Origin of the sequence: Nocardia exalbida NBRC 100660 (genome assembly GCF_000308575.1) — a bacterium.
In the GTDB taxonomy this organism is placed as follows: Bacteria; Actinomycetota; Actinomycetes; order Mycobacteriales; family Mycobacteriaceae; genus Nocardia; species Nocardia exalbida.
In genome coordinates, this window is the sequence record NZ_BAFZ01000093.1 from 65,129 (window position 1) to 86,607 (window position 21,479).

Sequence of the window (21,479 nt, forward strand, 5' to 3'; positions counted from 1 at the left end):
ATGCTGCACACCGGCGAGGTCTTCGCGGGGTACACCATCGAACGCCTGCTCGGCCGCGGCGGGATGGGATCGGTGTACCTCGCCCGGCACCCGCGGCTGCCCCGGTTGACGGCGATGAAGCTGTTGAATCCGGAGCTGTTCGACGACAAGGAGATCCGCGCCCGCTTCGAGCGGGAGGCGGACCTCGTCGCGCGGCTCGACCACCCGAACATCGTCACGGTGTTCGACCGGGGCGTCGAGGGCGACCGGCTGTGGATCAGCATGCGCTATATCGACGGCACCGACGCCGCCGCGCTGGACGCCTGGACGCTGCCGCCGCAGCGGGCGGTGCAGATCATCGCGGAGACGGCTACGGCGCTGGACTTCGCGCACAGCCGCGGCGTGCTGCACCGCGACGTGAAGCCGGCGAACATCCTGCTGGAGCGGGTGGAAGGCGGGCAGGAGCGCGTCTTCCTCTCCGACTTCGGCATCGCCCGATTCCGGGACGACACCGGACGGCTCACCCAGACCGGAACCTTCACCGCCACCCTCGCCTACGCCGCCCCTGAGCAGCTGTCCGGTGCGCCGCTGGATCACCGCGCCGACCAGTATTCGCTGGCCTGCACGCTGTTCCGCCTGCTGACCGGCACGGTGCCGTTCGACGCCACCAATCCGGTCGCGGTGATCCAGGGACATCTCAGCGCACCGCCACCGCAGGTCAGCAGGCTGCGGCCCGGCTTGCCGCCGGCACTGGACGGCGTGCTGGCCAAGGCGATGGCCAAGCACGCGGCCGACCGCTTCGACTCGTGCACGGAGTTCGCCGCCGCCGCGTGGCAGGCGCTGACCGCGCCCGCGGCACCGTGGCCACCACCGTCCCTGCCGAATTCGTCTCCGCCCCGGACCGACGCGGCCATCCCGCAGCGACCGGCGCGCGCCTACCTCGGCCCGGCACGACGTTCCCGTTGGCACGCTTCGGTGGGCGGCTGGATCGGCCTGCTGTTGGTGGTCGCCCTGTCCGGCGGCGCGGTCGCGATGGCCCTCAGCAGCCCTGATTCCTCCGGTACCGCCGCACCGACGACGACCGCACGCCCGCAGAACACCGCGTCCCCCGCGCCCTCGGGCACCGGCCGTCCGGCCACGACCGTCGCGGCCACCACCGACCGTGCCACGATCGGCGCTCGCGCGGCCGAGTTGAGCGCGGCGTTCCCGGACATGCTGCCGGAGACCTCGGCCCAGCGCTTGGTGCACTCCGGAACCGGATACAACAAGGCGGGCTGTTTCGCCCACACACCGGATTCCCCGGCGCCCGACGACCCGGAGGACCCCGACTTCGGTGCCTGGCTGGTGATGTGGAGCTGCTTCGGCGGCCCGAACAAGGCGTCCTTCGACTTCTACCTCTACGGCTCGCCCGCCGACGCGCAGGCGGCGCTCGCCGCGTTACCGCCCAACGACCACGCGACCGCCACCACCGACAGCGGCCGCAGCTACCCGAGCTACACCCTGCGCGGCAGCCGCGACCTGCGCCCGCGCATGGTCACCGCGTTCCCCTCGGATCCCGGCCGGGCAGCCATGCTGATGTACAGCGCCGGATTCATCGCCACCGACGCCGAGTTCATGAATTGGTGGAAATCCGCGCCGCTGAATTGAGTTTCCCCAGGGGAGACGCGGCTGGCGTTACTCGAAGACGTAGTGCGCGAACTCGTGGGTCGGGTGGAAGCCGATCGTCCGGTAGATCCGGTTGGCCGTGGCGTTGGCGATGTCGGCGAACAGGCAGACGTCCAGGCTCTTCGCGCGCAGCAGCTCGGCGACATGCGCGGTCAGCGCGCTGGCGTAACCGTGCCCGCGCGCGTCCGGCGGGGCGTAGACCGGCCCGATCCGCGCCCAGCCCTGGATCGGAACGTGGTGCGCGGCCAGAGCGACCGGCTTCCCGTCGCGTTCCCACAGCCACCACCGGCCCGAGTCCACACGGCGCCGGATCGCGGCCTCGTCCAGCCCGGACGCCATTCCGGACTCCTCGCGCATGGCCCTCAGCCAGTCCCCGCACAGCGCGACATCGGATTCCACGGCGCGGCGCGGCGCTCCGGCCACGTCCGGGATCCGCAGCGCGCCGAGCCGGTGCAGCCGGGTGAGGTAGGACTGGCGGAAGCCTTTCCCCAGCAGGGCGCCCCAGTGCTGAGCGAAAGCGGTGGCGTCGGCGACGAGGCCCTCCACACCCCCGGTCTCGGGGACGACGTCGGCCAGCGCGCGAGCCACCGCGGGAATGCCCTCGGGCGGTAGCTCGCCGAGATACACGTCGCGACCGGCTACGCGCATGGCGGCACCGATCACCGAAGCGTCCTCGCCGCGGACGGAGAGAAATCGCGATACCTCGGCCGGGGCGTCGATGCCCGTGACGTGGTTGGCGACGGTCGTGGTGAGCACCGTGTGCCGCAACGGATCGCGGAGCAGGAACGACCCCGCGACCGAGCGGAACTCGGCGGCGTCGGTGGTGATCTCGATCCTCATGGAAATCACGGTAGGCGCCTGAAGTGTTGCGCGCCTTGCTTTCTCGCGGCCGATCCGAGACCGGTGACCGGACGACCGGCCGGTTCGCCTCAGTCGGCTTCGCCGCCACCCTCGCGGAGTTTGAGCAGAACCAGTCCCGCGGTGCACGCGAGAATGAGTCCGGCGACCGTGATTTCGACGTGCAGTCCGGCGATGCCGAGCACCGCCCCGACGAGTCCGCCGATGAAGATCAACCAGGCGAGCGTCCGCGACACAATCGTGGACAGCGTGCGCCCCTGCTGGTTCGACGCGGGATGCTGTGCCGTTGCCGACACCACATCCTCGGCGGCGCGGGATGAACCACGCCGCGACGCTGTCGAGTAAGCTCCCATCATCAACTCCTCGATGACGCCGGTAAGAGAACCACTATCACGTTCTCACACAACGTGTCTCTCATCCTGAAACCGGCGTCTCACGCGTAACTTTGCTCACACACGCTACGACTCCGGGACGCCGGAAGATAGCGACACGTGCCCACGACACGCCGAAGAGACCAATTCGATATCTGAATCAGTAACGTTTTATATGCGCCGACCAGCGTATCCCCCAGCGACCTCTCGCCTCGCCTGGCCGACGGGCCTCGATTAAGGTGAGTCCACTCGATACACACGAGGAGTGTCACCGTTGGAAAGCAGCAGGGCCAAGATCGCCGGTCCGGCGATCGCCGCGGGAGCGGTTTCCATCGGACTCGTCCTGATCGGCGCCTGTGGCGTCGGTAGACAGGACACCTACGTGCCGCCCCCGCCGCTGAAAGCGGGCGAGTACGCCGAGCCGGTGGTCCACGAAAGCACTACCGGCGGCTCGACGACCCCGAGGGTCGTCATCCCGCCATCCCCCACCTGGCGGATCGCGCCGGCCGATCAGAAGCACCCGACCCCGTTCGCGGGCTTCGTCAGCAGCACCACCGCCGAGCCGTCCCCGCGCAATCCGCACGAGGACACCTCGCAGGCGGCAGCACCGGCCGAGGAACCGAGGACGAGCACCGCGCGGACGCCCGCGAACGAATCGACCGGCGAGGCGCCCACGCAACTGCGGACCACGCCGGGCGACGACGAGTGAGACGCGGTGGTGCGCAGGCACGCACCACCGCGGCACTCCTTACAGTTCCGGCTGCTCGTAGTCGCCGACCCGCGAGCTGAGCACGCGCAGGTGCTCCAGTCCGCTGCCGAGCGTGCGCTCGATCGCGGTCAGCCGGGCCACGTAGTGGCTCACCGGGTACTCCGCGGTGACGCCGATACCACCGTGCATCTGGATCGCCTCCTGCCCGATGTGCCGGGCCGCGCGGCCGACCTGCAACCGCGCGCGCGACGCGATCACCGGATCGTCGGCCCCGTCGGCCAGCGACGCCGTGGCGTACAGGCTCATGCTGCGCGCCAGCTCCAGCGACACGTACATGTCGGCCGCCCGCTGCGTGAGCGTCTGGAACTTCGACAGCGTGACACCGAACTGCTTGCGCTGCTTGAGGTACTCGGCGGTCAGCCGCAACGCCTCTTCCATCGCGCCGACCGACTCCGCGCACAGGCTCGCCTGCGCGTGCGTCAGCACGGACGCGATCGCCTCGGCCGCGTCCGCCCCGCCGAGCCGCTCGGCGGGCGCGTCGGTCAGCTCGAGCTGTGCCCCGCGCTGGCCGTCCACCGTGCGGTAGGACTTGCGGACCACACCGGTCGCGTCGGGCGCGATCAGGAACAGCCCCACACCGCCATCGGGCAGCACGGCGCTGACCACCAGCTCGTCGGCGCTGTCGCCGTGCGGGACGGGGTTCTTCACACCGGTCAGCGTGTACGAATCACCCTGCGCCGCGGCGGTGGTCGCCAGTTCGCTCGACGACCAGCGCACACCGGGCTCGGCGTGGGCGAAGGCCAGCAGCTTCGTGCCCGACGCGACCTCGGGCAGGATCCGCTGACGCTGTTCGGCGCTGCCCACCGCGGCGACCAGCCCGCCGGGCACCAGCACCGCGTCCAGGATCGGTTCGGGGGCGAGCCTGCGGCCCACCTCCTCGAGCACCACCATCGTCTCCACGGGACCGGCGCCGACGCCACCGTCCTCCTCGGCGAAACTCAGGCCGAGCACGCCCAGTTCGGCGAACTGGCGCCACACGTCGCGACTCCAGCCGAGTTCGGAGTCGACGACCTTCAGCCGTGACTCCGCGTCGTAGTTGCGGGCGAGCAGGTCACGGACCGTGTCGCGGAGCATGACCTGTTCATCGGTCAGATCGAAATCCATGGTGTCGCCTCACAATCCGAGGATCGTGGAGGCGATGATGGTGCGCTGCACCTCGCTGGAGCCTCCGTAGATGGTTGTCTTGCGGTAGTTCAGGTAGGCGGGGCCGCTGCGCTGTGCCCACCCGGGCGAGGCGATGTCGTCCGCGCCCACCGGGATGGCGTCCGGTCCCGCGATGTCGAGCAGCAGCTCGGTGGCGGCTTGCTGGAGTTCCGATCCGCGCAGCTTCAGCACCGACGAGGCCGGATTCGGCTTGCCGTCCGAGGAGTTGGAGACCACCCGCAGCTGGGTGAGTTCCAGCGCGAGCAGCTCGTTCTCCAATTCGGCGACCCGCGCCGCGAACACCGGGTCCTCCAGCAGCGTGCCGTTGCCCGACTTGGTCTTCGCCGCGTACTGCTTGGCCACGCCGATCTTGACCTTCGTGCGGCCGACACCGGTGATGCCGGTGCGCTCGTTGCCGAGCAGGAACTTGGCGTAGGTCCAGCCCTTGTTCTCCTCGCCGACCAGCTGATCGGCGGGCACCCGGACGTTCTCGAAGAACACCTCGTTCACTTCGTGCCCGCCGTCGATCAGCTTGATCGGGCGGATGGTGACACCGGGCGACTTCACGTCGAACAGCAGGAAGGAAATGCCCGCCTGCTTCTTCGCCGCGCTGGGGTCGGTGCGCACCAGGCAGAAGATCCAGTCCGCGTACTGGGCCAGCGTGGTCCAGATCTTCTGGCCGTTGACGATGTAGGAATCACCGTCGCGGACCGCGGTGGTGCGCAGCGAAGCCAGGTCGGAGCCCGCGTCCGGCTCGGAGAAGCCCTGGCACCACCAGATGTCCAGCGCCGCGGTGGGCGGCAGGAAACGCTCCTTCAACTCCTGCGAGCCGAAGTGGGCGATCACCGGGCCGACCATCTGCGCGTTGAACGTCAGCGGCTCCGGCACCGAGGCCAGCTGCATCTCGTCCTGCCAGATGTGGCGCTGCATCGGCGTCCAGTCCTTGCCGCCCCAGGCCACGGGCCAGTTCGGCACCGCGAGACCGTGGTCGTTGAGGATCTTGTTCGCGGTGACGATGTCGTCGCGGGACAGCTCACGGCCGTCCCGGACGCGCTCGCGGATGTCGGCCGGGATCTCGGTCCGATAGAACTTGCGCAGTTCGTCGCGGAAGGCGACGTCGTCCGGGGACAAGGATAGTTTCATACGCATCTCCCTGCGTGTCTCGTACGTCCGAGTCAAACCTACCCCCCGGTAATCCTCCATTGTCGAGTGGATCACAGGAGCGGGCCGCCGGGGCCGGTCACCAGGCCGGATTCCCCGCCGCTCCCCGGGACGGCGATCGCGGCGAGCTGGTACGTTGCTGCACGTGGGTCGGGGTCCCACAGGCTTCGGTATCGAGGAGAACGAGTGAACGGCAGGACCATCGCACGCGCCGCGGCGGCCGCGGCATCCCTCGGCATCGGCGCGGTGCTGACGTTCTCCGCGCCGGCCGGCGCGGAGCAGAACCAGGCGCCGGTCGACTCCGGCCTGGCCCATCTGACCGAGATCGCGGGCGCCGACCCGTCCGCCCAGGAGGGCATCGCCGCGCTCACGCGATACGCCGGTTTGATCGACGCCGCGCACCTGCGCGAGGTCTCCAGCGTGTTCACGCCGTTCTCCTACGCCGCGCCCACCTTCGGCTGCGGCAGCAACGGGCCGATCACCACGATCATCGCGGCCGCGACCACCGACGGGACGGGCAACGGCCGGGACCTGAACGTCGCGCCCGGCGAACTGCGGTTCAGCGCGACACCCTCGCACCCCGGCGCTCCCCTGGCTTCCGGGCTCGTCGTCGCCTGGGTGAACGTGAACACCGGCGCCAGCGGCCTCGACCCGCTCGACGACGTGACCGAGTACCGCCTGCCGACGCTGTCCAAGACGGTCGAGAGCGGCCCGGGCACCGTTCTCGCCTCGATGTGGGGCATCATCGACTACCCGTTCGCCCACTGCGTGATGACCCCCACCGTCGGCCTGTTCACCGTCCCGGACTTCCCGGCTCCGCCGCCCGCGGCACCCCAGCCAGCACCCGCGGTCCCCCAGCCCGCGCCCGCTCCCTAGCCGGGACCGGCGCGGCGAACGCCGGTTTCGGCGAGACGCCCGCCGCACCGCGACGGGATGCCTCGGACGAGGTCAGAGAGCCAGTTCGCGGTGGATCCCTTCGGCGATCCGAGCGGCCGTACCGTCACTCGGCACCACCGTGATATCAGGAGTTCGGGGACGTTCGTAGGGCGAACCGATGCCGGTGAAATCTCGCAACTCGCCACTACGCGCAGCACGATAGAGATTCTTCGGATCCCGCCTTTCGCACTCCGAAAGCGGAGTGTCGACGAACACTTCGTAGAAGGCGGCTCCGATTTCTTCATGTGCGCGCCGCGCTCGGCGACGTCCGGCTTCGAACGGACTGATGAGGGCCACCATGACGACCAGTCCGGCATCGGCGAACAAGGCCGCCACCTCGCCGGCGCGTCGTACGCTTTCATAGCGATCCGCGTCGGCGAATCCGAGGTCTGAGTTGAGACCGGATCGCAAGCCGTCTCCATCGAGCAGATACGTGGCACGTCCAGCACGTGTCAGACTCTCGCGCAGCTCCGATGCGATCGTCGTCTTGCCTGCTCCGGACAGGCCGGTGAACCACACTGTCGCGCCTCGGACCCGAGCAGGCATCGACACTCTCCTTTCCGAAGGAGTGGCGGTGTCCCGGCCTTCGGCTGGAGGTCGCGCCACAGAGCGATATCAGCCGACAGATGGCGGCGTTTCACTTTTGTCCGTCACCGCCGCGGGATTTCCGGCTATCGCGGCCGGAAACAGGCGGGAGATGCTCTTCCGATAGACGACGCTCGCGGCGACGAACCCGACTCCCAGCACCAGCCAGCCGGGTGTGCCGAAACGGGCGACGATGGCGCTGAACAGCGGTGGCCCGGTGATCTGCTGGACGGACATTCCCAACGAGAACGTCGCGATGTACTCCGATCGCCGCCCCTCCGGTGCCAGATCGTGCGAGACGACCCATGCCGACGACGTCTGGTAGATCTCTCCTATGGTCAAGGTGCCGATCACCGTGAACAACACCACCGCGCCGAGTACCGGCCCGTCCACCTGGGCCATCACTGCCATCAGCAGGCACGAGACCCCCAACGCGATCCCGGCTCGGACCACCGCCGAACGAGCGGAGCGCACCGAGGCGATCCCCTTGCCGAGCGGAACCTGTAGCAACACCACCAGCAGCGCCCCGATCGTGACGATCAAGGGGATGAACGCGTCGGGCACGTCTGACCGAGCAGTTGTCCACAACGGCAGTGCGACGATCATCATCGTGGCGTGCAGCCCCAGCATGCCGTTGGCCAGGCCGAGCGCCAGATATCGAACATTCCGGATCGCGGGCAATCCGCGAGCACGGACCTCGAGGGGCGATTTCTCCAGTGCGCGCAGCCGGTAGACGAGGACGCCACAGATCAGATAGGACGCCGCGTTGCCCAGGAGCATGATCAAGTAGCCGCTGGTTCCCGCAGCCGCCAGCCCGAGCCCGGCCAGGGCCGACCCCACCATGACTCCGCCGTTCCGCGTCGCGCGCATCGTCGCCAGAACTGTCGAGCGCTCGAGACCGGTGACGACTATGCCCGCCACCGCCTGATTCACCGGCGGAACGGCCCGCATGATCACTGTTGCCACGGAAACGGCCACGACGAAACCGAGAACTCCGTCGATGAGCAAGTAACCGCAATACACCACTGCCAACGCGCAGTTGAGCGCCGCCAAGGTGCGCACCGCTCCGAACCGGTCGGCCGATCCGGCCAAAGGGACACTCGCGAAGATCCCGATTACGGCCGCGACTCCGAGCCCGCCACCCACCACCGCGATCGGTATGTCCAGGTAGGTGGTGTAGAACAACACCGCACCGGCCAGAAACAACCCGGTACCAGTCGAATTGACCAGCGCGGCGAGCACGAGAACTCGTGCGGATCCGTCGAGGGACAGCAACGCCTTCATGGCACGGAACCCGCCGCAGTGCGGTCGCCGCCTCCGGAGCAGTCGTGGGGAAGCCGGGGCGAGGCCGCCACACTGCTGGGATCGGCGCGATCGAGAAGGAGGACGCCGTCGAGATGATCGACTTGATGGGCGACGACCCGGGCCGCGCGGCCGAACAACTCCCAGTCGACGGGTTCCCCTGAACTCGTAGTCGCTCGATAGCGAATACGTGCGGAGCGGGCGACCAGCCCGGTCACGCGTGGGATGCTGACGCAGGTTTCATAATCCTCGACCGTCTCCGCAGCCAGTGGAGTGATCTCCGGGTCGTAGTGCACCACGACTCCGGCTTCCACGCCGGACAGACGACGAACCTGACACATTCCGGTGGTATCCAGCGCTATCATTCGCACCGGGGTACCGATCACCGGCGCGGATATGCCCGACCGCTGGTAGCGCGTCAGCGCGGTGCTCAGCCGGGCGGTGATGGCAGCGAGGTCGACGGCATCCGATCCCAGGTCTCGCACGAAGGTAGCCGGAACACGAAGAGCGGGCTCGTCGAAATCCATGATTCGAACGTCCTGCGGCATCCGTCACCTCGCTTCGGTGAGATGCCGCGCCAGATTCCGCTGATCGATGAACAGGTCGAAGCGTAGCGATTTCCCGCCCTTGGTCAGCAAGTCCTCCAGTTCGACTCGGCGTACCACGACCTCCGACAAATTCATCGCGGCGATGATTCGATTCGTATCGAAATCGACGGTCGGCCCGTCGTGCACGATCGACACTTCGACCTTTCCCGGCTCGGTCTGTCGAACCTGCCATCGGCGCAGTGGAAGCGCTTCGAGGTAGAGCTGTAGGGGTTTGACGTTCATCGGGACACCGTCTCGGTCGGCGATGAAGCCGCGTTGCCTGCCCTCCAGACCGCGCAATCGTCGGAGTGCCCGTCCACACGCACACGATCGGCCCAGTAGCTCGGCCCGGTCTTCCGGTCGGTACTTGACGAGGAGCATGGCGGAGTTGATCAAATTGGTCAGCAGCAAGGCACCGTCGGAGTCGAGAGCGATATGCACCCGCTCCTCGTTGACGTGGTAAGTCGCCGCTTCCGCTGGACACTCCCAAGCCACTTGCCCGAACTCCTGCAATCCGAAGATATCTCGATGCGGCGCATCGAACGTAGCGGCGAGGGCTTTGCGCGTTTGCGAGTCGACGGTGTCGCCATGGGTCAGCAACAGCCTGGGATCCGGTATCGACAGTTCACCCGCCGTGATCATGCGGGCCAGCACCAGGACCTCCATCGGCTGCCCCCACACGACATCCGGCTGGAAATCGGCGACGAGCTGCTCGACGTATCGCGCATTGGCAGCGGTGACTTTCGCGATGTTGATCCGCAATCGCGTCCAGGTTGCGGCGTCACCGCTGAAATGCGCCAAGCCGTGCCGCGGGTCGCAGGTGACTCGCAGCGTACGGAAACCCGGTGTGAGCCCGTAAGCATGGAATACCCGCATGGGCATGGCCACGCCGTTGATCAGATGCGACTCCCCGTGTTCGATGACGACGGGCTCACCGGTAGTGCCGGAGGTCCGAGCCCGCAGCACGTCCACCGAATCGAGCAATCCGGTACGCAATTCGTGCGGGCGCCGGATCAGATCGGCCTTCCGCAGGACGGGGAGATGGTCGAGAACGGTTCGCGGATCGTCGTTCGCACCGGTTTCGGCCAGAGCGGCCCGTTGCTCTGCCGTTCCGTGCTCGGCGACCAATGCGAGCAGTTCCCGCAGCCGCGCCTCGGATACGGCCGTGAGCCGATCGAGATCCCACTCCGTGTGCCGGTACACCGTGTCGTACATTCGCCAACCCTCGGCGACTGCGGCGTACGTGCGAAGTGTCTGATTGTGCCAATAGCGCGGACGATCCGCGAGCGCGTCGGTTACCGCCGCGTCTGACCCCATGAGCCGAACCTTTCGATGACAGGGCGGTGTTGGGGGCGCGGCCGCGCCCCCAACACCCTTCACGGTCCTGAATCAAACGATCAGGCAGTGGCTTCCTCGGTCACGATGTCCATGCTTGTCACCTCCCCTCGTATCGAACGTCGGCGATCTGCAGCAAGCGAGCCTGCTGCAATAACGCCGAGTCGTATTGCTCGTGCCGCTGAGCCAGCAGCACGAGATCTGCCGTCGCGATCGCGGATTGCACGTCGGGTTCGACACGCAAGGCCACGCCATCGACGACAAGCTCTGCGAGGAACGGGTCGTGCATCGACACGACCGCTCCGGCCCTGGCCAGCTCGCGCACGAGCCCGACCGCGGGAGTATTCCGAACGTCGACCACATTCGGTTTGTAGGTGAGACCGAGGACGAGGACCCGTGCGCCGGACAACCCCGCGCCGCGGCCCGCCAGCAGCTGAGCGGTCCGCTCGACCACGTGCCGCGGACGGTCGTCGTTGATCGCTTGGGCACGCTCCACCAAGGTCATCGGCGAGCCGGCGTCACGCGCGGCCGTAGCCAGGTACATCGGGTCGACCGGGATGCAATGACCACCGACCCCCGCCCCCGGATAGAAGGCGTGGAAACCGAAAGGCTTGGTAGCCGCGGCCGTGATAGCGGCGCCCGCGTCTATTCCAGCGGCGGCACAGTAGGCCGCGAACTCGTGCACCAAGGCCAGATTGACCTGCCTATAGGTGTTCTCGAGGATTTTCGCCGCTTCGGCTTCCGCGAGACCGGGCGCCACGTGGATCGCGCTGACCACTCGTCCATAGAGATCGACCGCCTTACGGGCGCACTCGGCCGTCAAACCGCCTATCACTCTCGGAGTGTTCGCGGTGGTATAGCTCTTGTTGCCGGGGTCGATTCGCTCAGGGGCGAATGCGAGGTGGAAATCTCGCCCCGCCTGCAACCCGCCGCTCTCCAGCAGCGTGCGCACCACACCGCCGGTGGCCCCTGGATGAACCGTGGATTCGACCACGATCAATTGCCCGGGCTGCAGATTCTCGGCGACCGTCGTGGCCGCCGAGATCAGTGGACCGAGATCGGGCCTGCGGTCCGGCCCGAGCGGCGTCGGCACGCAGATCAGCACGGCGTCACAGGAGCGCAGATCCGAGCCATCCGATGTCACGCAGAACGATTCGGCGGCACCGGAAACTCGCTCGTCCGCGACGGTATCCACGGGGCTGCGGCCGGAGCGGAGCAGTGAGCACACCGCCGGATCCGTGTCGATACCGCACACAGGATGACCGGCTTCCGCGAAGGCCAGCGCCTGGGGCAAACCCACGTAGCCGAGCCCGATTATCCCGATCTTGGCAGCTGTGGACGCAGCGAGTGCGAGCCCCGTTCCCGTCGTAGTCCGGCGGGCAGCGGGGAGAATACGCGTGTTCATCGATTCATCACCACAGCCTCGATATCTGGACAGTCCGGTAGGCGCTTTCCCTGCGGCGCGAATCCCGGCGAGGTCGCGCCGCTGGACCGAACCGATCTCCCGTTCCGTCTATCCATTCGTCCCGCGGCGTGCACGATGCTCAACACGCGATTGAATCCGCGCACTGCGGGCGAACTACCGACTCCGCTCGCACGTACCAACTGAATCGCCGTCGGAAAGGCGAGCGGCTGCGGGTGATCACGGCCGCTGGACCACGAGTCCAGCATCGCGCGCCGCACCCCCTTGCCGTTTCGATGCGCGATCACCAGCTCGGGCTCGAACTGCGCAGGTGTGCCGCTGCCCGCGAGTGCTTCGGCGAGGCTGTTGTCTCCGCCGACACCACTGCGCGAGAACCCGCCCACGGATCGGAAGGCAGACGTGAGGATCGCGCTGTTGCCGCCGGCGAAGAAACTGATGGGATCGCCCGTGGACAATGACCGATAGCGCGCGTCGTAGCGTGCTTGCCGGGCCGAAGAGACCAACCCGTTGTCGAACCGCAGCACGCGGCCGCTGATCGCTGGTCGCTGCTCGGTGACCGATCCGGCCACGGTAAGCCAGTCTCCGCGCGGAACGGAATCGTCGTCCAGGAATGCCAGGACATCACCGGAAGCGGCTGAAACAGCGCGTGCCCTGCTGCTGCCCGCGCCCATCCGTTCGCGGTTGTACAGAACGACTTTCGGCAGGTCGCTCGCGTAGACGGATGACAATGCGTCGGGTCGCGTGGACACGTCGTCGATGACAACGAGTTCGTGGAGCGTCACGCCCGGCGTCGAGCCGAGACGCTGCACGCATTCCGTCAGGCCCGCCAAACAGCGCCGCAAGTCATCCGGCCGATTCCGGGTCGGGATGATCACTGAGATACGTACCACTGCCGTTTCCATTCTCGAACCAAGGCAGGCCAGGAGTCGGGATCGTGCGTCGGTAAGTAGGTCCGACGGATTCGATGCGGCGCCGAATCCCATGCCGTGGGCTCGGCTTTGATCGTGCTGAAGCCGAGGACATCGGTACCGAGCACCGCGCCCGCCGGTACCAGTCCGTAGGGATACGCGAACAGCGTTGTCGGCTGTCCGGTGCGCTCGGCCAGCGCCGACAACGAGCCGAGGACCTCCTGCCGGACACTCGGCGCATCCAGGTCGGTGAGCTTCGGATGGGTGCGGGTGTGCGCGGCCAAGAGATGACCCTCGGCACGCATTTCCATCGCCTGTCGCCAGCTCATGAATTCGGTACCCGGTCCGGACGATTCACCGATGGTCAGTGCGTCGGTGATGCAGAAGAGCGCGATGCGTGTGTCGAACTCGGCCAGAATCGGTGCGGCGATCTGCCAGTTGTCCCGGTATCCGTCATCGAAGGTGATCAGTACCGACGGCCGGTCGGGCGGGACGAAGCCGGCCCGTACCGTTCCCGGGTCGAGCGCCGGACCGAACTCCGACAGAACGAGGTCCAACCCCTGACGAAAAGCACCTGGAGTCAAAGCGGTGTAATGCGTCATGTCGGAACACACGTGGTGGAAGTACAACACCAGTGGCCACCCCGACGCCGAACCCACCCGCGGGTCGGCATACGTCCCCGTCATCACCGTGCCCAACCCAGTTCGTCGATGACCGCTGTCGGCACCGGGACACCCGCGGAGTGCGCCAGTTCGGTGTGCCTGCGCTCGGCCTGGTCCGGGAACCACGGCTCGATGGGCGGCGAGCCATAACCATCGAGTACGGCCTGGCGGAGCGCCTGCACCAGCGCGGGGACGGTCGGGCGCCCATCGGTGGCGGCGAAGCTCCCCATCGTGAAACCGACGAACAACTGGGAACACCGCATGACCGCACCGGGCTGTTTGCGCTGTTTGCTGACTTGCGGACTCACCAGACCACCGGCCAGTGCTCCTGCGAGAATCTCGACGATCAGGGTGACGCACAGACCCTTGTATCCGCCGAAAAGCGGGATCGAGCCACCCGCGTCCAACTGCGCCGGATCCCGAGTGGGCCGACCGGCCGGGTCTTGCAGCCACCCTTCGGTGACCGGTACTCCGCGATTGAGCGCATCACGGATCTTGCCCGCGGCTACGACTCCGGTCGCGAGATCGATGCAGAACGGTTCGCCACCGACCGGGCCCGGGGTAACCAGGCATAGCGCGTTGCTGCCGAGAGTCGGACGTTGCGCACCAGGGGCAGCGACCGCGGGACCCGAGATATTCAGCAGCAAGCCGACAACCTGGCGCTCTTGGAACGGATCCCGGTACGCTGCCAGCATTCCGACGTGGTTGTTGTTGTGGACGGCGACTGCTGCCAATCCCTGCTCAGCGGCGCGGTCGGCGCACAAGCGGGCCGCCGACTCCGCCGCGACCTGCCCTGGGCCACCGCAGGCGTCTATCGAGATCATCGCCGGCGCCGTGTCGGTGACCACCGGCTCTGCGTCCGAAGAGATCCCACCCGCAGCGATCCGTCGCAGATATGTCGGCAGAAGGCTGACACCATGCGAGGCATGGCCGCGAGCGTCGGCGTCGACCAGAACACGAGCCACGGATCGTGCCTGCCGCGCGGGAATGCCGGCTTGTACCAACTCGTTCTCCACACGGGAGCGCAGTTCGTCGATCTCGACCATGGTGATCGCGAAAGGTGCAGGCGCAGTTGCCGGGACGAACTCGCCGCCGTGCAGCCCGAAGACCCGCAGACCGGTCCTTGCCACCGGAGGCGCCCCTGTCAGCAGCACAACCGCGCGGTCGGCCAATTCACCCGACCGGTAGGACTCGACATCGGGTTCGCGCGCGTCGCCCAAATCGAGGACGACAACGTCGGTGTCGCTGCGCACGGATCCGTATCGGGGTAACGTGCGACCGCTGAGCAATTGAGCGAGAGCATGACGTTCGGCGGAACTCAGACCGCACAGCATCGCTTTATCGGGCGGTTCTACCACGAGCGTCGCGCCGCGCAGCAGCAGCTGCTCATTCCCCCCGCTTTCGGAAACATGAACTACATCACGTAATTCGAGCACAGCAGACTCCCCTTCTGCCAAATGTAAATCCCCGACCCGATCGGTAACCGCGATTCGCGAATATTTTTACCGACCCATTGCAACACTTCGGTCTATACGACCCGGTAATCGCTACCGAATAAATCTTGCAGCATTATGATGCCGTTTGTCAACTACCCGAGTCGATTTCATCTTCCTGCGCCGAGTCATGCAGCGGAGACATGAATTCGAGCCGATTGCCCACACAGTCGAAAGCATAGAATCGACGAAATCCCGGGAATTCCTCGTCCCACGACAGTTCGACATCCGCTTCGGTCAATCTCCGGGCCAACTCGTCCAGGCGGCCCACGAGAATGCCCGGATGAGCCTTACGCGCAGGACGGAAATCTTGTTCGACACCGAGGTGGATCTCGAGCCCGTCGCCACGAACCCACAAGCCGCCGCGAGCCGCGAGCACAGGAGGTTTGCGCACCTCCCGCAAGCCGAGTATCTCGACGTAGAACCGGCGGCATTCCGGCTCACTACCCGGCGGAATGGCCAGTTGGACGTGGTGTAGACCGAGGTGGAAGTCGGTCGATGTCGCCACGGAGTCGTACGGGAGAACTGACATGCGTCCAGCCTTTCGTGTCACAATCCTGCTTGCCCGAGTAGCCGAGTCCACGTGTCGCGAACCCGAGTGGGAAGCGCGGCGTCGGTCGGTGCCGGAGACTCGGTGAGCAGCTCGCGGTACGGAGCCAGATCGACGTCGAGTCGGGAGCCGAGTCGTGACAGTCCACGCCCTGCGCACAGCTGACTGTATTCGACGACCGTGCACAATCGCTGGTCAGCCGTACGCGGATGGGCCAGCCATGGTTCATGCCATGCCACCCACTTCGCCAAAGCCGCCCCCCGGTCCGAGGGCCGCCACGGACGATCCCCGGCCCATCTCAGCGTCGACCGAGCCACCGCTTCCGGATTCCGGATCAGGAGCACCCAGTGCGCGTCCGGCAGGCTCTCCGCGAGTGCGTCGAGTTCGAGCAGGTACTCGTTGTATTTGTCACCGAACCGGGTCGCGCCGGCATACGCCCCGGCGAGCACGTCCCGGCGCAGTTGCACCGGATCGGCGACTGCCCCTGCGCTTACCGCTACGGCAGCAGCGCGCAAAACGGTTTCCGTTGTCCCCAGCCATCTTTCGCTGTGCGTTCCGAACGGCGCCTTGCGATGCAACGCCCAGATCATCTCATCGACACGAAGGTGACGCGCTTGCAGATCCGCGGCCGTCACCCACCGGTGCAAGATGTAGGGCAGCTTCCCGTTGACGGTGAATATGCCACCGACCTTGTCGAACGCGGCATCGAGCACCGAAGCCAGTGCCGTAGTACCGGACCGCTGGGCACCGAGCACGATGACGGGAGGCGCATCGCTCATGACGGCGGCCCCACCTTCGCGATCTCATCCAGCATCGCTCGAAGGATGCCGAGGCATTCGACGCTCGCTGTCCGACCACCGCGGGAAAAGGCTTCTCCCCAGGGAGTGTCACGTTCCTGCGCGGACAGCACACGGCCGATACGCCAATGCGTCTCCAGACTGAGATACCCCGTGTAACCGTCATCGGCGAGCCGCTGCAAGATCGCGGGCCAGGGCAGATCGCCCGACCCGATCCGAACATAGCCGTTCATGCCGGCCGGATCCTTCACGTGCACATGACGAATCAGTGTTCTGCCTGCGGCGTAGTCGTCCGGGAAAGGCGCCGGATCCCATCCACTGAACACGGTGTTTCCCGGGTCCCACAGGATTCCGATACCCGGGAAGCTCAACGCCTCGAGGAACTCCAGCACGTGGCGCATGGTCGGTGTATTGGTTCGGGTGCCCGTCTCGACGACGAACGGTATATCGGATCGCACCTCGGCCAGGACACGGTGGACGGCGCGCGCGGCCACGACGGGATCGGGCTCGCCATCTCGCCAGAAGGTGAATATCCGTATATGTGGCGCGCCGAGCACGGCAGCTTGCTGAATGAACTTCCGCAGTTCATCGGCAACCGCGGCGTATTCCTCGTCGGTGCGCGGCAGCGGACATTTGAACGCGGGTGGGGCATAGCCCGCCACCGTGAGGCCCCTGGCATCGAGTGCGTTCCCGATCCGCCGCAGCCGGGACCTCGTGAGCATGGCCGGCGCGCGGTCGGCGACCGACCGGATCTCGACTCCTACCGCTCCCGCGGCAGCCGCCACCTCGGCGACCACCTCGATGTCCTGCGCGATTTCATCACCTATCACCGCGAGCTTCATCGAAGCACCTCCGCGCGAAGCTGCTGGACGACGGCCAGATCTTGCCGCGGTGTACCCGCACGTGACTCCACGGTTATCGCACGCACCGGCGCACCGTCATCCACTATCTGCCGGACCTGATCCAGGTCCGACGATTCCAGGGGACGATGCCGCCAACCGTTCTCGGGCGGTTCAAAACCCTTCACCTGCACAGCCCGCACGTGCGGGGCCAGGTCGCGCAGCTCGCTCCGGCTCGAGCCGCCGATCCGCGCGAGGCCCAACAGGTCGAGCACCACACCGATTCCGGTGCGTTCGGCCAGCGCCGTCAACCGCACTACATCGGGTCCGCCCTGGTGCGTCTCGACCAGCAACTCGATTCCCTGCTCGACCGCCGCACCACATTGCGCGTCGACGAGTGCCCGGTCCGGTTCCGCTACACAGAACACCTTGATCGGCACCGCGATCACTGGCCGGATCGAATCGAAACGCGATGCTCGCTCGCCGAGTCTGAGCCCCGATCCCAAAAAATAGATCGACAGCCCGGCGCCGAGTACAGCGGCGATGCCTTCGTCGACGCCGTGGCGCTCCCAGCCGTGCCCTTTGCCCGCCCGCAGGTCGACGCCCGCCCCTCCGGCAGCGGAAGTCAGTGCGGCGAGTTCCGCTGCCGAACCTTCGGGCATGGTGCCGGAACTGAGTCCGGTACCGATATCTTGAAGGCGACCTCGTCTTGTGACGCTCTGATCGACCCTCACCATGCGCTGTCGACTCCTGCCGGCGTCGCGGCGGCACCCGACAGCCGAACCAGCGCATCGGTGACGGACCGACTGCGTGACAACGCGATAACTCCGGGGTCGCTACCGGTTCGGACAGCTATCGCCAAGCGACGATAGACCTCGGCTCGCAGTTCTACCGCCGGACGCGCGGCCCGAGCGATCGGCTCTCCGTCGAATTCACCGGTACAAGCGCCATCCCGAATCTCGAGCCGGTCCTTCGAACCGAAGATGGCAAGATGCTCGCACCGATGTTCGGAGCGGCTGGTGACAGCGATATTCAAAGCCGCTCCGGAGGCGAAACGAACGTGTCCGACCAACTCGCTGTCGACACCGGGTGCCGCCTCTACCCGGGACAGCACTTCGGCCTCGGCGATCGGACCCAGGACTTGGCACGCCAGATCCAGATAGTGCACACCGAGGTGGGCGGTGACGCCACCCATCGCCACGGCCGCACGCGATCGCCATCCCTGCCCGTAGTAGGTATCGGCGCGCCGCCGCGAGACGACAAGGCTGCCTGTGGCACCCGAGAAGTGTTGTGCCAACGCGGATGGATCGAGTGCGGTCAGCCGGTCGGGCAAGCACAAACGATGCTGGAACATGACAACCGCGAACCGCTCGGCGGCTCGCGCGGCCGAGGCGAGATCGTCCAATTCGGAAACGGTTTGCGCAGGCGGCTTCTCGACCACGACGTGCTTACCGCAGTGCAATGCGCGGGCGACCAGTTCGGCTCTGCCACCGGGCGGCAGGCAGAACGCCACGACATCTATCGCATCGTCGCGGAGAATTTCTGTGAAGTCGCGAATCGGGACCGAAACTCGTCGCGCCACGTCGGCGTCCGGCTCGACACCCGCGATAACCGAATACTCCGGACAATTCCCGATGGCGGCGAAATGGCCCTGCCCAGCATTGCCCAGTCCGACCACCGCGACGCCGACGCGCCGGGTCGCCGATATTCCCCCGTAGCTCAACAATCCCCCTCCCGATTACAAAGCTCTACTCCGGCAGGACTCGACCGAAACGACTGTGTCATTCGAAATCGGTTGTTGCTCAGCCTTCCCCGCCGCAAAGGTTATGGCAACCACATCGATAACGCAAGCATCGTTGCGCGGCAGGCGGGAGCGGGGCAGCCGGCGATACTCAATCCAGGGCGGCGAAGAACGCGCGGATGTCGGCGACGTGCGCGTCGGGGCGTTCCATCGCGATGAAGTGGTTGCCGGTGTTGCCCTCCGGCCAGTGCACGACGGTGTTGTCGCGTTCGGCGAGCCGCCGCATCAGCGCGGAACCGCCGCCGTAAGTGCCGGTGGGCACCGGTTTCTGGCCTTTCGGCCAGGCGAATCCCCCGTCGCCGAGGCCGTTGTACATCGGCCACGACGACGAGGCCACGGTGTCGGTGAACCAGTACAGGCTGATGACGGTCAGCAGATGGTCGCGGCTGATCACGTCCTCCACCCGGTCGGCGAGCGGGGCGAACTCGGTGAACTTCTGCATCAGCCAGGCGAGCAGACCGACCGGCGAATCGGTCCACGCGTGGGCGAAGGTCTGCGGGGCGGCGCGCAGCAGGACGTGATGGTTCACGCCGCCGGTCATCCACTGCTGCATCCGGTCCCACTCGGCGCGTTCCTCTGGCGTCATCGTGGGCACGTCCGCCTCGGTCGGCATCCCGATCCCGCCGTCGAGGTGCACACCGATCACCCGGTCCGGTGCGGCGATGGCGAGTTCCGGCGTCACGTAGGCGCCGAGGTCGCCGCCCTGTGCGCCGAAGCGCCGGTAGCCGAGCCGGTCCATCAGCGTCAGCCACATCCCGGCCACCGCCGCCGGTGTCATGCCGGGTTCGCGCGGCCCTTCGGAGAAGCCGAAACCCGGAACCGATGGCACCACCACATGGAACGCCTGCGCCGGATCGAGTCCGTATGCCCGCGGGTCGGCGAGGGGGCCGATGGTCTCGGAGAATTCGACGAACGAGTTGGGCCAGCCGTGCGTGAGGATGAGTGGCGTCGCGTCCGGCTCCGGCGAGCGCACGTGCAGGAAGTGCACGTCGAGCCCGTCGATGCGCGTCTTGAACTGGGGGAACTCGTTCAGCGCCGCTTCTCGTGCGCGCCAGTCGAATCCGGTCCGCCAGTACTCGGCCAGCTCGCGCAGGTAGCCGACCGGCACGCCGCGTTCCCAGCCGGAGCCGGGCAGCTGCGCGGTCCAGCGGGTGCGGGCGAGCCGGTCGTGCAGGTCGTCCACGTCGGCCTGCGGGATCTCGATGCGGAACGGGCGGATGTCGGTCATTCGGTCGGCTCCTTGCCGGTCGGTCCTGCGGTACGAGGACGACGTTAAGGACCATCTAGGACTGATCAGGTCCTAGATTTCCGGCATCCTCGACGTCATGAACGACACCCCCGCCCGGCTGCTTCGTCTGCTGTCGCTGCTCCAGACGCCGCGTGAATGGCCGGGCAGCGAATTGGCCGAACGTCTCGGCGTCACCGATCGCACGGTGCGCCGTGACATCGACCGGCTGCGTGAACTCGGCTATCCGGTCACCGCGACGCTCGGCGCGACGGGCGGCTATCGCCTGGTGGCGGGCGCGGCGATGCCTCCGCTGCTCGTGGAGGACGACGAGGCCGTCGCCATCGCGGTCGGGTTGCGCGCCGCCGCCGGGGCCGGGGTGGCCGGGATCGAGGAGGCGGCGGTGCGGGCGCTGGCCAAAGTGGAGCAGGTGCTGCCCGCGAAGTTGCGGCGCAGAGTGCGGGTCCTCGCCACCGCCCTGACCCCGCCCACCGGCGGCGGGCCCGCCGCCGACCCCGACGTGCTCACCACACTGGCGGCGACCGTGACCAACCGGGAGCGGGTGCGTTTCGCCTATCGCGACGAGGCGGGGGCGGAAACGAGGCGCAATGCCGAGCCGGTGGGCCTTGTCCCCGCCCGGCGGCGCTGGTATCTGGTCGGCTACGACCTCGACCGGGCCGGCTGGCGGGTGTACCGCGTCGACCGGATCGACCGTCCGCAGCCCACCGCAGCCCGGTTCACCCCGCGCCCGCTCCCCGCCGCCGATGCCGCCGCCTACGTCGCGGGCCGCCGCACCGACTGGGGTTCACCGACCTTCCGTCTTCGCCTCACCATCCACGCTCCCGCCCACCTGGTCGCGGGACGGTTGGGCGAGAACCCCGGCGAGATCGTCGCGATCGATGCCGGCACCTGCCGGATCGATACCCTGCGGGACGACGCGCCGGAATGGCTGGCGCACCGGCTGCTCGGGCTGGGAGCGGATTTCCGGGTGCACGAACCGCCGGAATTGATCGCACACCTGCGCGCCATCGCCGAACGCGCCGGGCGCGCGATCGGCGCGAATCCGCCACCCCGTGCCGATGCCTGAGCA

General features: G+C 67.1%; 22 protein-coding genes. 4 read left to right on the forward strand and 18 right to left on the reverse strand.

All coding sequences use genetic code 11. The annotated features are described in order from the left end of the window. Entirely contained in the window at positions 1-1,626 is a 1,626-nt protein-coding gene (locus ON29_RS22795; protein WP_040869305.1) for a serine/threonine-protein kinase, read from the forward strand. Positions 1,627-1,653: 27 nt separating this feature from the next. Here the strand turns inward: ON29_RS22795 and ON29_RS22800 are convergent, their stop codons facing one another. Beyond that, entirely contained in the window at positions 1,654-2,484 is an 831-nt protein-coding gene (locus tag ON29_RS22800; RefSeq protein ID WP_051175486.1) for a GNAT family N-acetyltransferase, read from the reverse strand. Between the two features lie 89 nt (positions 2,485-2,573). Further along, entirely contained in the window at positions 2,574-2,855 is a 282-nt protein-coding gene (locus tag ON29_RS22805) for a hypothetical protein (protein ID WP_040869308.1), read from the reverse strand. Positions 2,856-3,147: 292 nt separating this feature from the next. Between ON29_RS22805 and ON29_RS33970 the strand changes: the two genes are divergently transcribed. Beyond that, positions 3,148-3,582, forward strand: a complete 435-nt coding sequence (locus ON29_RS33970; RefSeq protein ID WP_051175487.1) for a hypothetical protein — start codon at positions 3,148-3,150, stop codon at positions 3,580-3,582. A gap of 39 nt (positions 3,583-3,621) precedes the next feature. Here the strand turns inward: ON29_RS33970 and ON29_RS22815 are convergent, their stop codons facing one another. Continuing rightward, the gene (locus ON29_RS22815; protein ID WP_040869309.1) at positions 3,622-4,746 is read right to left on the reverse strand and encodes an acyl-CoA dehydrogenase family protein; all 1,125 of its coding nucleotides are present in this window, start codon (positions 4,744-4,746) and stop codon (positions 3,622-3,624) included. A 9-nt stretch (positions 4,747-4,755) separates the two neighbouring features. After that, positions 4,756-5,928, reverse strand: coding sequence for an acyl-CoA dehydrogenase family protein (locus tag ON29_RS22820; RefSeq protein ID WP_040869311.1), 1,173 nt, complete (start codon positions 5,926-5,928; stop codon positions 4,756-4,758). A gap of 204 nt (positions 5,929-6,132) precedes the next feature. Here ON29_RS22820 and ON29_RS22825 point away from each other — a divergent pair, with 204 nt between their 5' ends. After that, positions 6,133-6,822, forward strand: coding sequence for a hypothetical protein (locus ON29_RS22825; protein WP_040869314.1), 690 nt, complete (start codon positions 6,133-6,135; stop codon positions 6,820-6,822). 72 nt (positions 6,823-6,894) lie between these two features. Here the strand turns inward: ON29_RS22825 and cysC are convergent, their stop codons facing one another. From cysC to ON29_RS22895, 14 genes are all read right to left on the reverse strand, one after another. Continuing rightward, complete coding sequence (gene cysC / locus ON29_RS22830; RefSeq protein WP_051175488.1) at positions 6,895-7,428, reverse strand: adenylyl-sulfate kinase; 534 nt, start codon at positions 7,426-7,428, stop codon at positions 6,895-6,897. Positions 7,429-7,497: 69 nt separating this feature from the next. Next, positions 7,498-8,751, reverse strand: coding sequence for an MFS transporter (locus ON29_RS22835; protein WP_040869316.1), 1,254 nt, complete (start codon positions 8,749-8,751; stop codon positions 7,498-7,500). Continuing rightward, positions 8,748-9,296: a peptide deformylase gene (locus tag ON29_RS33975; RefSeq protein WP_157172864.1), complete on the reverse strand. Its 549-nt coding sequence runs from the start codon at positions 9,294-9,296 to the stop codon at positions 8,748-8,750. The genes ON29_RS22835 and ON29_RS33975 overlap by 4 nt, the downstream gene beginning before the upstream one ends. Positions 9,297-9,320: 24 nt before the next feature. Next, positions 9,321-10,673 (reverse strand): phenylacetate--CoA ligase family protein, encoded by a 1,353-nt coding sequence (locus ON29_RS22845; RefSeq protein ID WP_040869318.1) that lies wholly within the window; start codon positions 10,671-10,673, stop codon positions 9,321-9,323. 118 nt (positions 10,674-10,791) lie between these two features. Continuing rightward, positions 10,792-12,096, reverse strand: coding sequence for a nucleotide sugar dehydrogenase (locus ON29_RS22850; protein WP_083864009.1), 1,305 nt, complete (start codon positions 12,094-12,096; stop codon positions 10,792-10,794). Continuing rightward, entirely contained in the window at positions 12,093-13,016 is a 924-nt protein-coding gene (locus tag ON29_RS22855) for a glycosyltransferase family 2 protein (RefSeq protein WP_157172865.1), read from the reverse strand. Before ON29_RS22855 ends, ON29_RS22850 begins: the two co-directional genes overlap by 4 nt. Then, the gene (locus ON29_RS22860) at positions 12,986-13,579 is read right to left on the reverse strand and encodes a polysaccharide deacetylase family protein (protein WP_157172866.1); all 594 of its coding nucleotides are present in this window, start codon (positions 13,577-13,579) and stop codon (positions 12,986-12,988) included. The genes ON29_RS22855 and ON29_RS22860 overlap by 31 nt, the downstream gene beginning before the upstream one ends. Before the next feature lie 128 nt (positions 13,580-13,707). Continuing rightward, a complete protein-coding gene (locus tag ON29_RS33980; protein ID WP_051175490.1) occupies positions 13,708-14,937 on the reverse strand; it encodes an Ldh family oxidoreductase in 1,230 nt (409 codons plus the stop codon). Positions 14,938-15,268: 331 nt separating this feature from the next. After that, on the reverse strand, positions 15,269-15,685 hold the full coding sequence (locus ON29_RS34990) for a VOC family protein (RefSeq protein ID WP_245549072.1): 417 nt from the start codon (positions 15,683-15,685) through the stop codon (positions 15,269-15,271). Positions 15,686-15,726: 41 nt separating this feature from the next. Beyond that, the gene (locus ON29_RS22875; RefSeq protein ID WP_040869324.1) at positions 15,727-16,506 is read right to left on the reverse strand and encodes a sulfotransferase; all 780 of its coding nucleotides are present in this window, start codon (positions 16,504-16,506) and stop codon (positions 15,727-15,729) included. Next, a complete protein-coding gene (locus tag ON29_RS22880; RefSeq protein WP_040869326.1) occupies positions 16,503-17,366 on the reverse strand; it encodes a sugar phosphate isomerase/epimerase family protein in 864 nt (287 codons plus the stop codon). The genes ON29_RS22875 and ON29_RS22880 overlap by 4 nt, the downstream gene beginning before the upstream one ends. Then, positions 17,363-18,025, reverse strand: coding sequence for an IolE/MocC family protein (locus ON29_RS22885; RefSeq protein ID WP_040869328.1), 663 nt, complete (start codon positions 18,023-18,025; stop codon positions 17,363-17,365). The genes ON29_RS22880 and ON29_RS22885 overlap by 4 nt, the downstream gene beginning before the upstream one ends. A gap of 68 nt (positions 18,026-18,093) precedes the next feature. Continuing rightward, positions 18,094-19,086 (reverse strand): Gfo/Idh/MocA family protein, encoded by a 993-nt coding sequence (locus tag ON29_RS22890; protein WP_169332600.1) that lies wholly within the window; start codon positions 19,084-19,086, stop codon positions 18,094-18,096. Between the two features lie 169 nt (positions 19,087-19,255). Beyond that, positions 19,256-20,392, reverse strand: a complete 1,137-nt coding sequence (locus tag ON29_RS22895; protein ID WP_040869332.1) for an epoxide hydrolase family protein — start codon at positions 20,390-20,392, stop codon at positions 19,256-19,258. A gap of 97 nt (positions 20,393-20,489) precedes the next feature. On the opposite strand from ON29_RS22895, the gene ON29_RS22900 reads away from it, so the two are divergent. Next, a complete protein-coding gene (locus ON29_RS22900) occupies positions 20,490-21,476 on the forward strand; it encodes a helix-turn-helix transcriptional regulator (protein WP_040869335.1) in 987 nt (328 codons plus the stop codon). Positions 21,477-21,479: the final 3 nt, after the last annotated feature.

Excerpts from the sequence above, each read along its gene's own strand:
- ON29_RS22795 (WP_040869305.1), top strand. The coding sequence starts at position 1 with ATGCTGCACACCGGCGAGGTCTTCGCGGGGTACACCATCGAACGCCTG.
- ON29_RS22800 (WP_051175486.1), bottom strand. The coding sequence starts at position 2,484 with ATGAGGATCGAGATCACCACCGACGCCGCCGAGTTCCGCTCGGTCGCG.
- ON29_RS22805 (WP_040869308.1), bottom strand. The coding sequence starts at position 2,855 with ATGGGAGCTTACTCGACAGCGTCGCGGCGTGGTTCATCCCGCGCCGCC.
- ON29_RS22815 (WP_040869309.1), bottom strand. The coding sequence starts at position 4,746 with ATGGATTTCGATCTGACCGATGAACAGGTCATGCTCCGCGACACGGTC.
- ON29_RS22820 (WP_040869311.1), bottom strand. The coding sequence starts at position 5,928 with ATGAAACTATCCTTGTCCCCGGACGACGTCGCCTTCCGCGACGAACTG.
- cysC (WP_051175488.1), bottom strand. The coding sequence starts at position 7,428 with ATGCCTGCTCGGGTCCGAGGCGCGACAGTGTGGTTCACCGGCCTGTCC.
- ON29_RS22835 (WP_040869316.1), bottom strand. The coding sequence starts at position 8,751 with ATGAAGGCGTTGCTGTCCCTCGACGGATCCGCACGAGTTCTCGTGCTC.
- ON29_RS33975 (WP_157172864.1), bottom strand. The coding sequence starts at position 9,296 with ATGGATTTCGACGAGCCCGCTCTTCGTGTTCCGGCTACCTTCGTGCGA.
- ON29_RS22845 (WP_040869318.1), bottom strand. The coding sequence starts at position 10,673 with ATGGGGTCAGACGCGGCGGTAACCGACGCGCTCGCGGATCGTCCGCGC.
- ON29_RS22850 (WP_083864009.1), bottom strand. The coding sequence starts at position 12,096 with ATGAACACGCGTATTCTCCCCGCTGCCCGCCGGACTACGACGGGAACG.
- ON29_RS22855 (WP_157172865.1), bottom strand. The coding sequence starts at position 13,016 with ATGGAAACGGCAGTGGTACGTATCTCAGTGATCATCCCGACCCGGAAT.
- ON29_RS22875 (WP_040869324.1), bottom strand. The coding sequence starts at position 16,506 with ATGAGCGATGCGCCTCCCGTCATCGTGCTCGGTGCCCAGCGGTCCGGT.
- ON29_RS22880 (WP_040869326.1), bottom strand. The coding sequence starts at position 17,366 with ATGAAGCTCGCGGTGATAGGTGATGAAATCGCGCAGGACATCGAGGTG.
- ON29_RS22885 (WP_040869328.1), bottom strand. The coding sequence starts at position 18,025 with ATGCCCGAAGGTTCGGCAGCGGAACTCGCCGCACTGACTTCCGCTGCC.
- ON29_RS22895 (WP_040869332.1), bottom strand. The coding sequence starts at position 20,392 with ATGACCGACATCCGCCCGTTCCGCATCGAGATCCCGCAGGCCGACGTG.
- ON29_RS22900 (WP_040869335.1), top strand. The coding sequence starts at position 20,490 with ATGAACGACACCCCCGCCCGGCTGCTTCGTCTGCTGTCGCTGCTCCAG.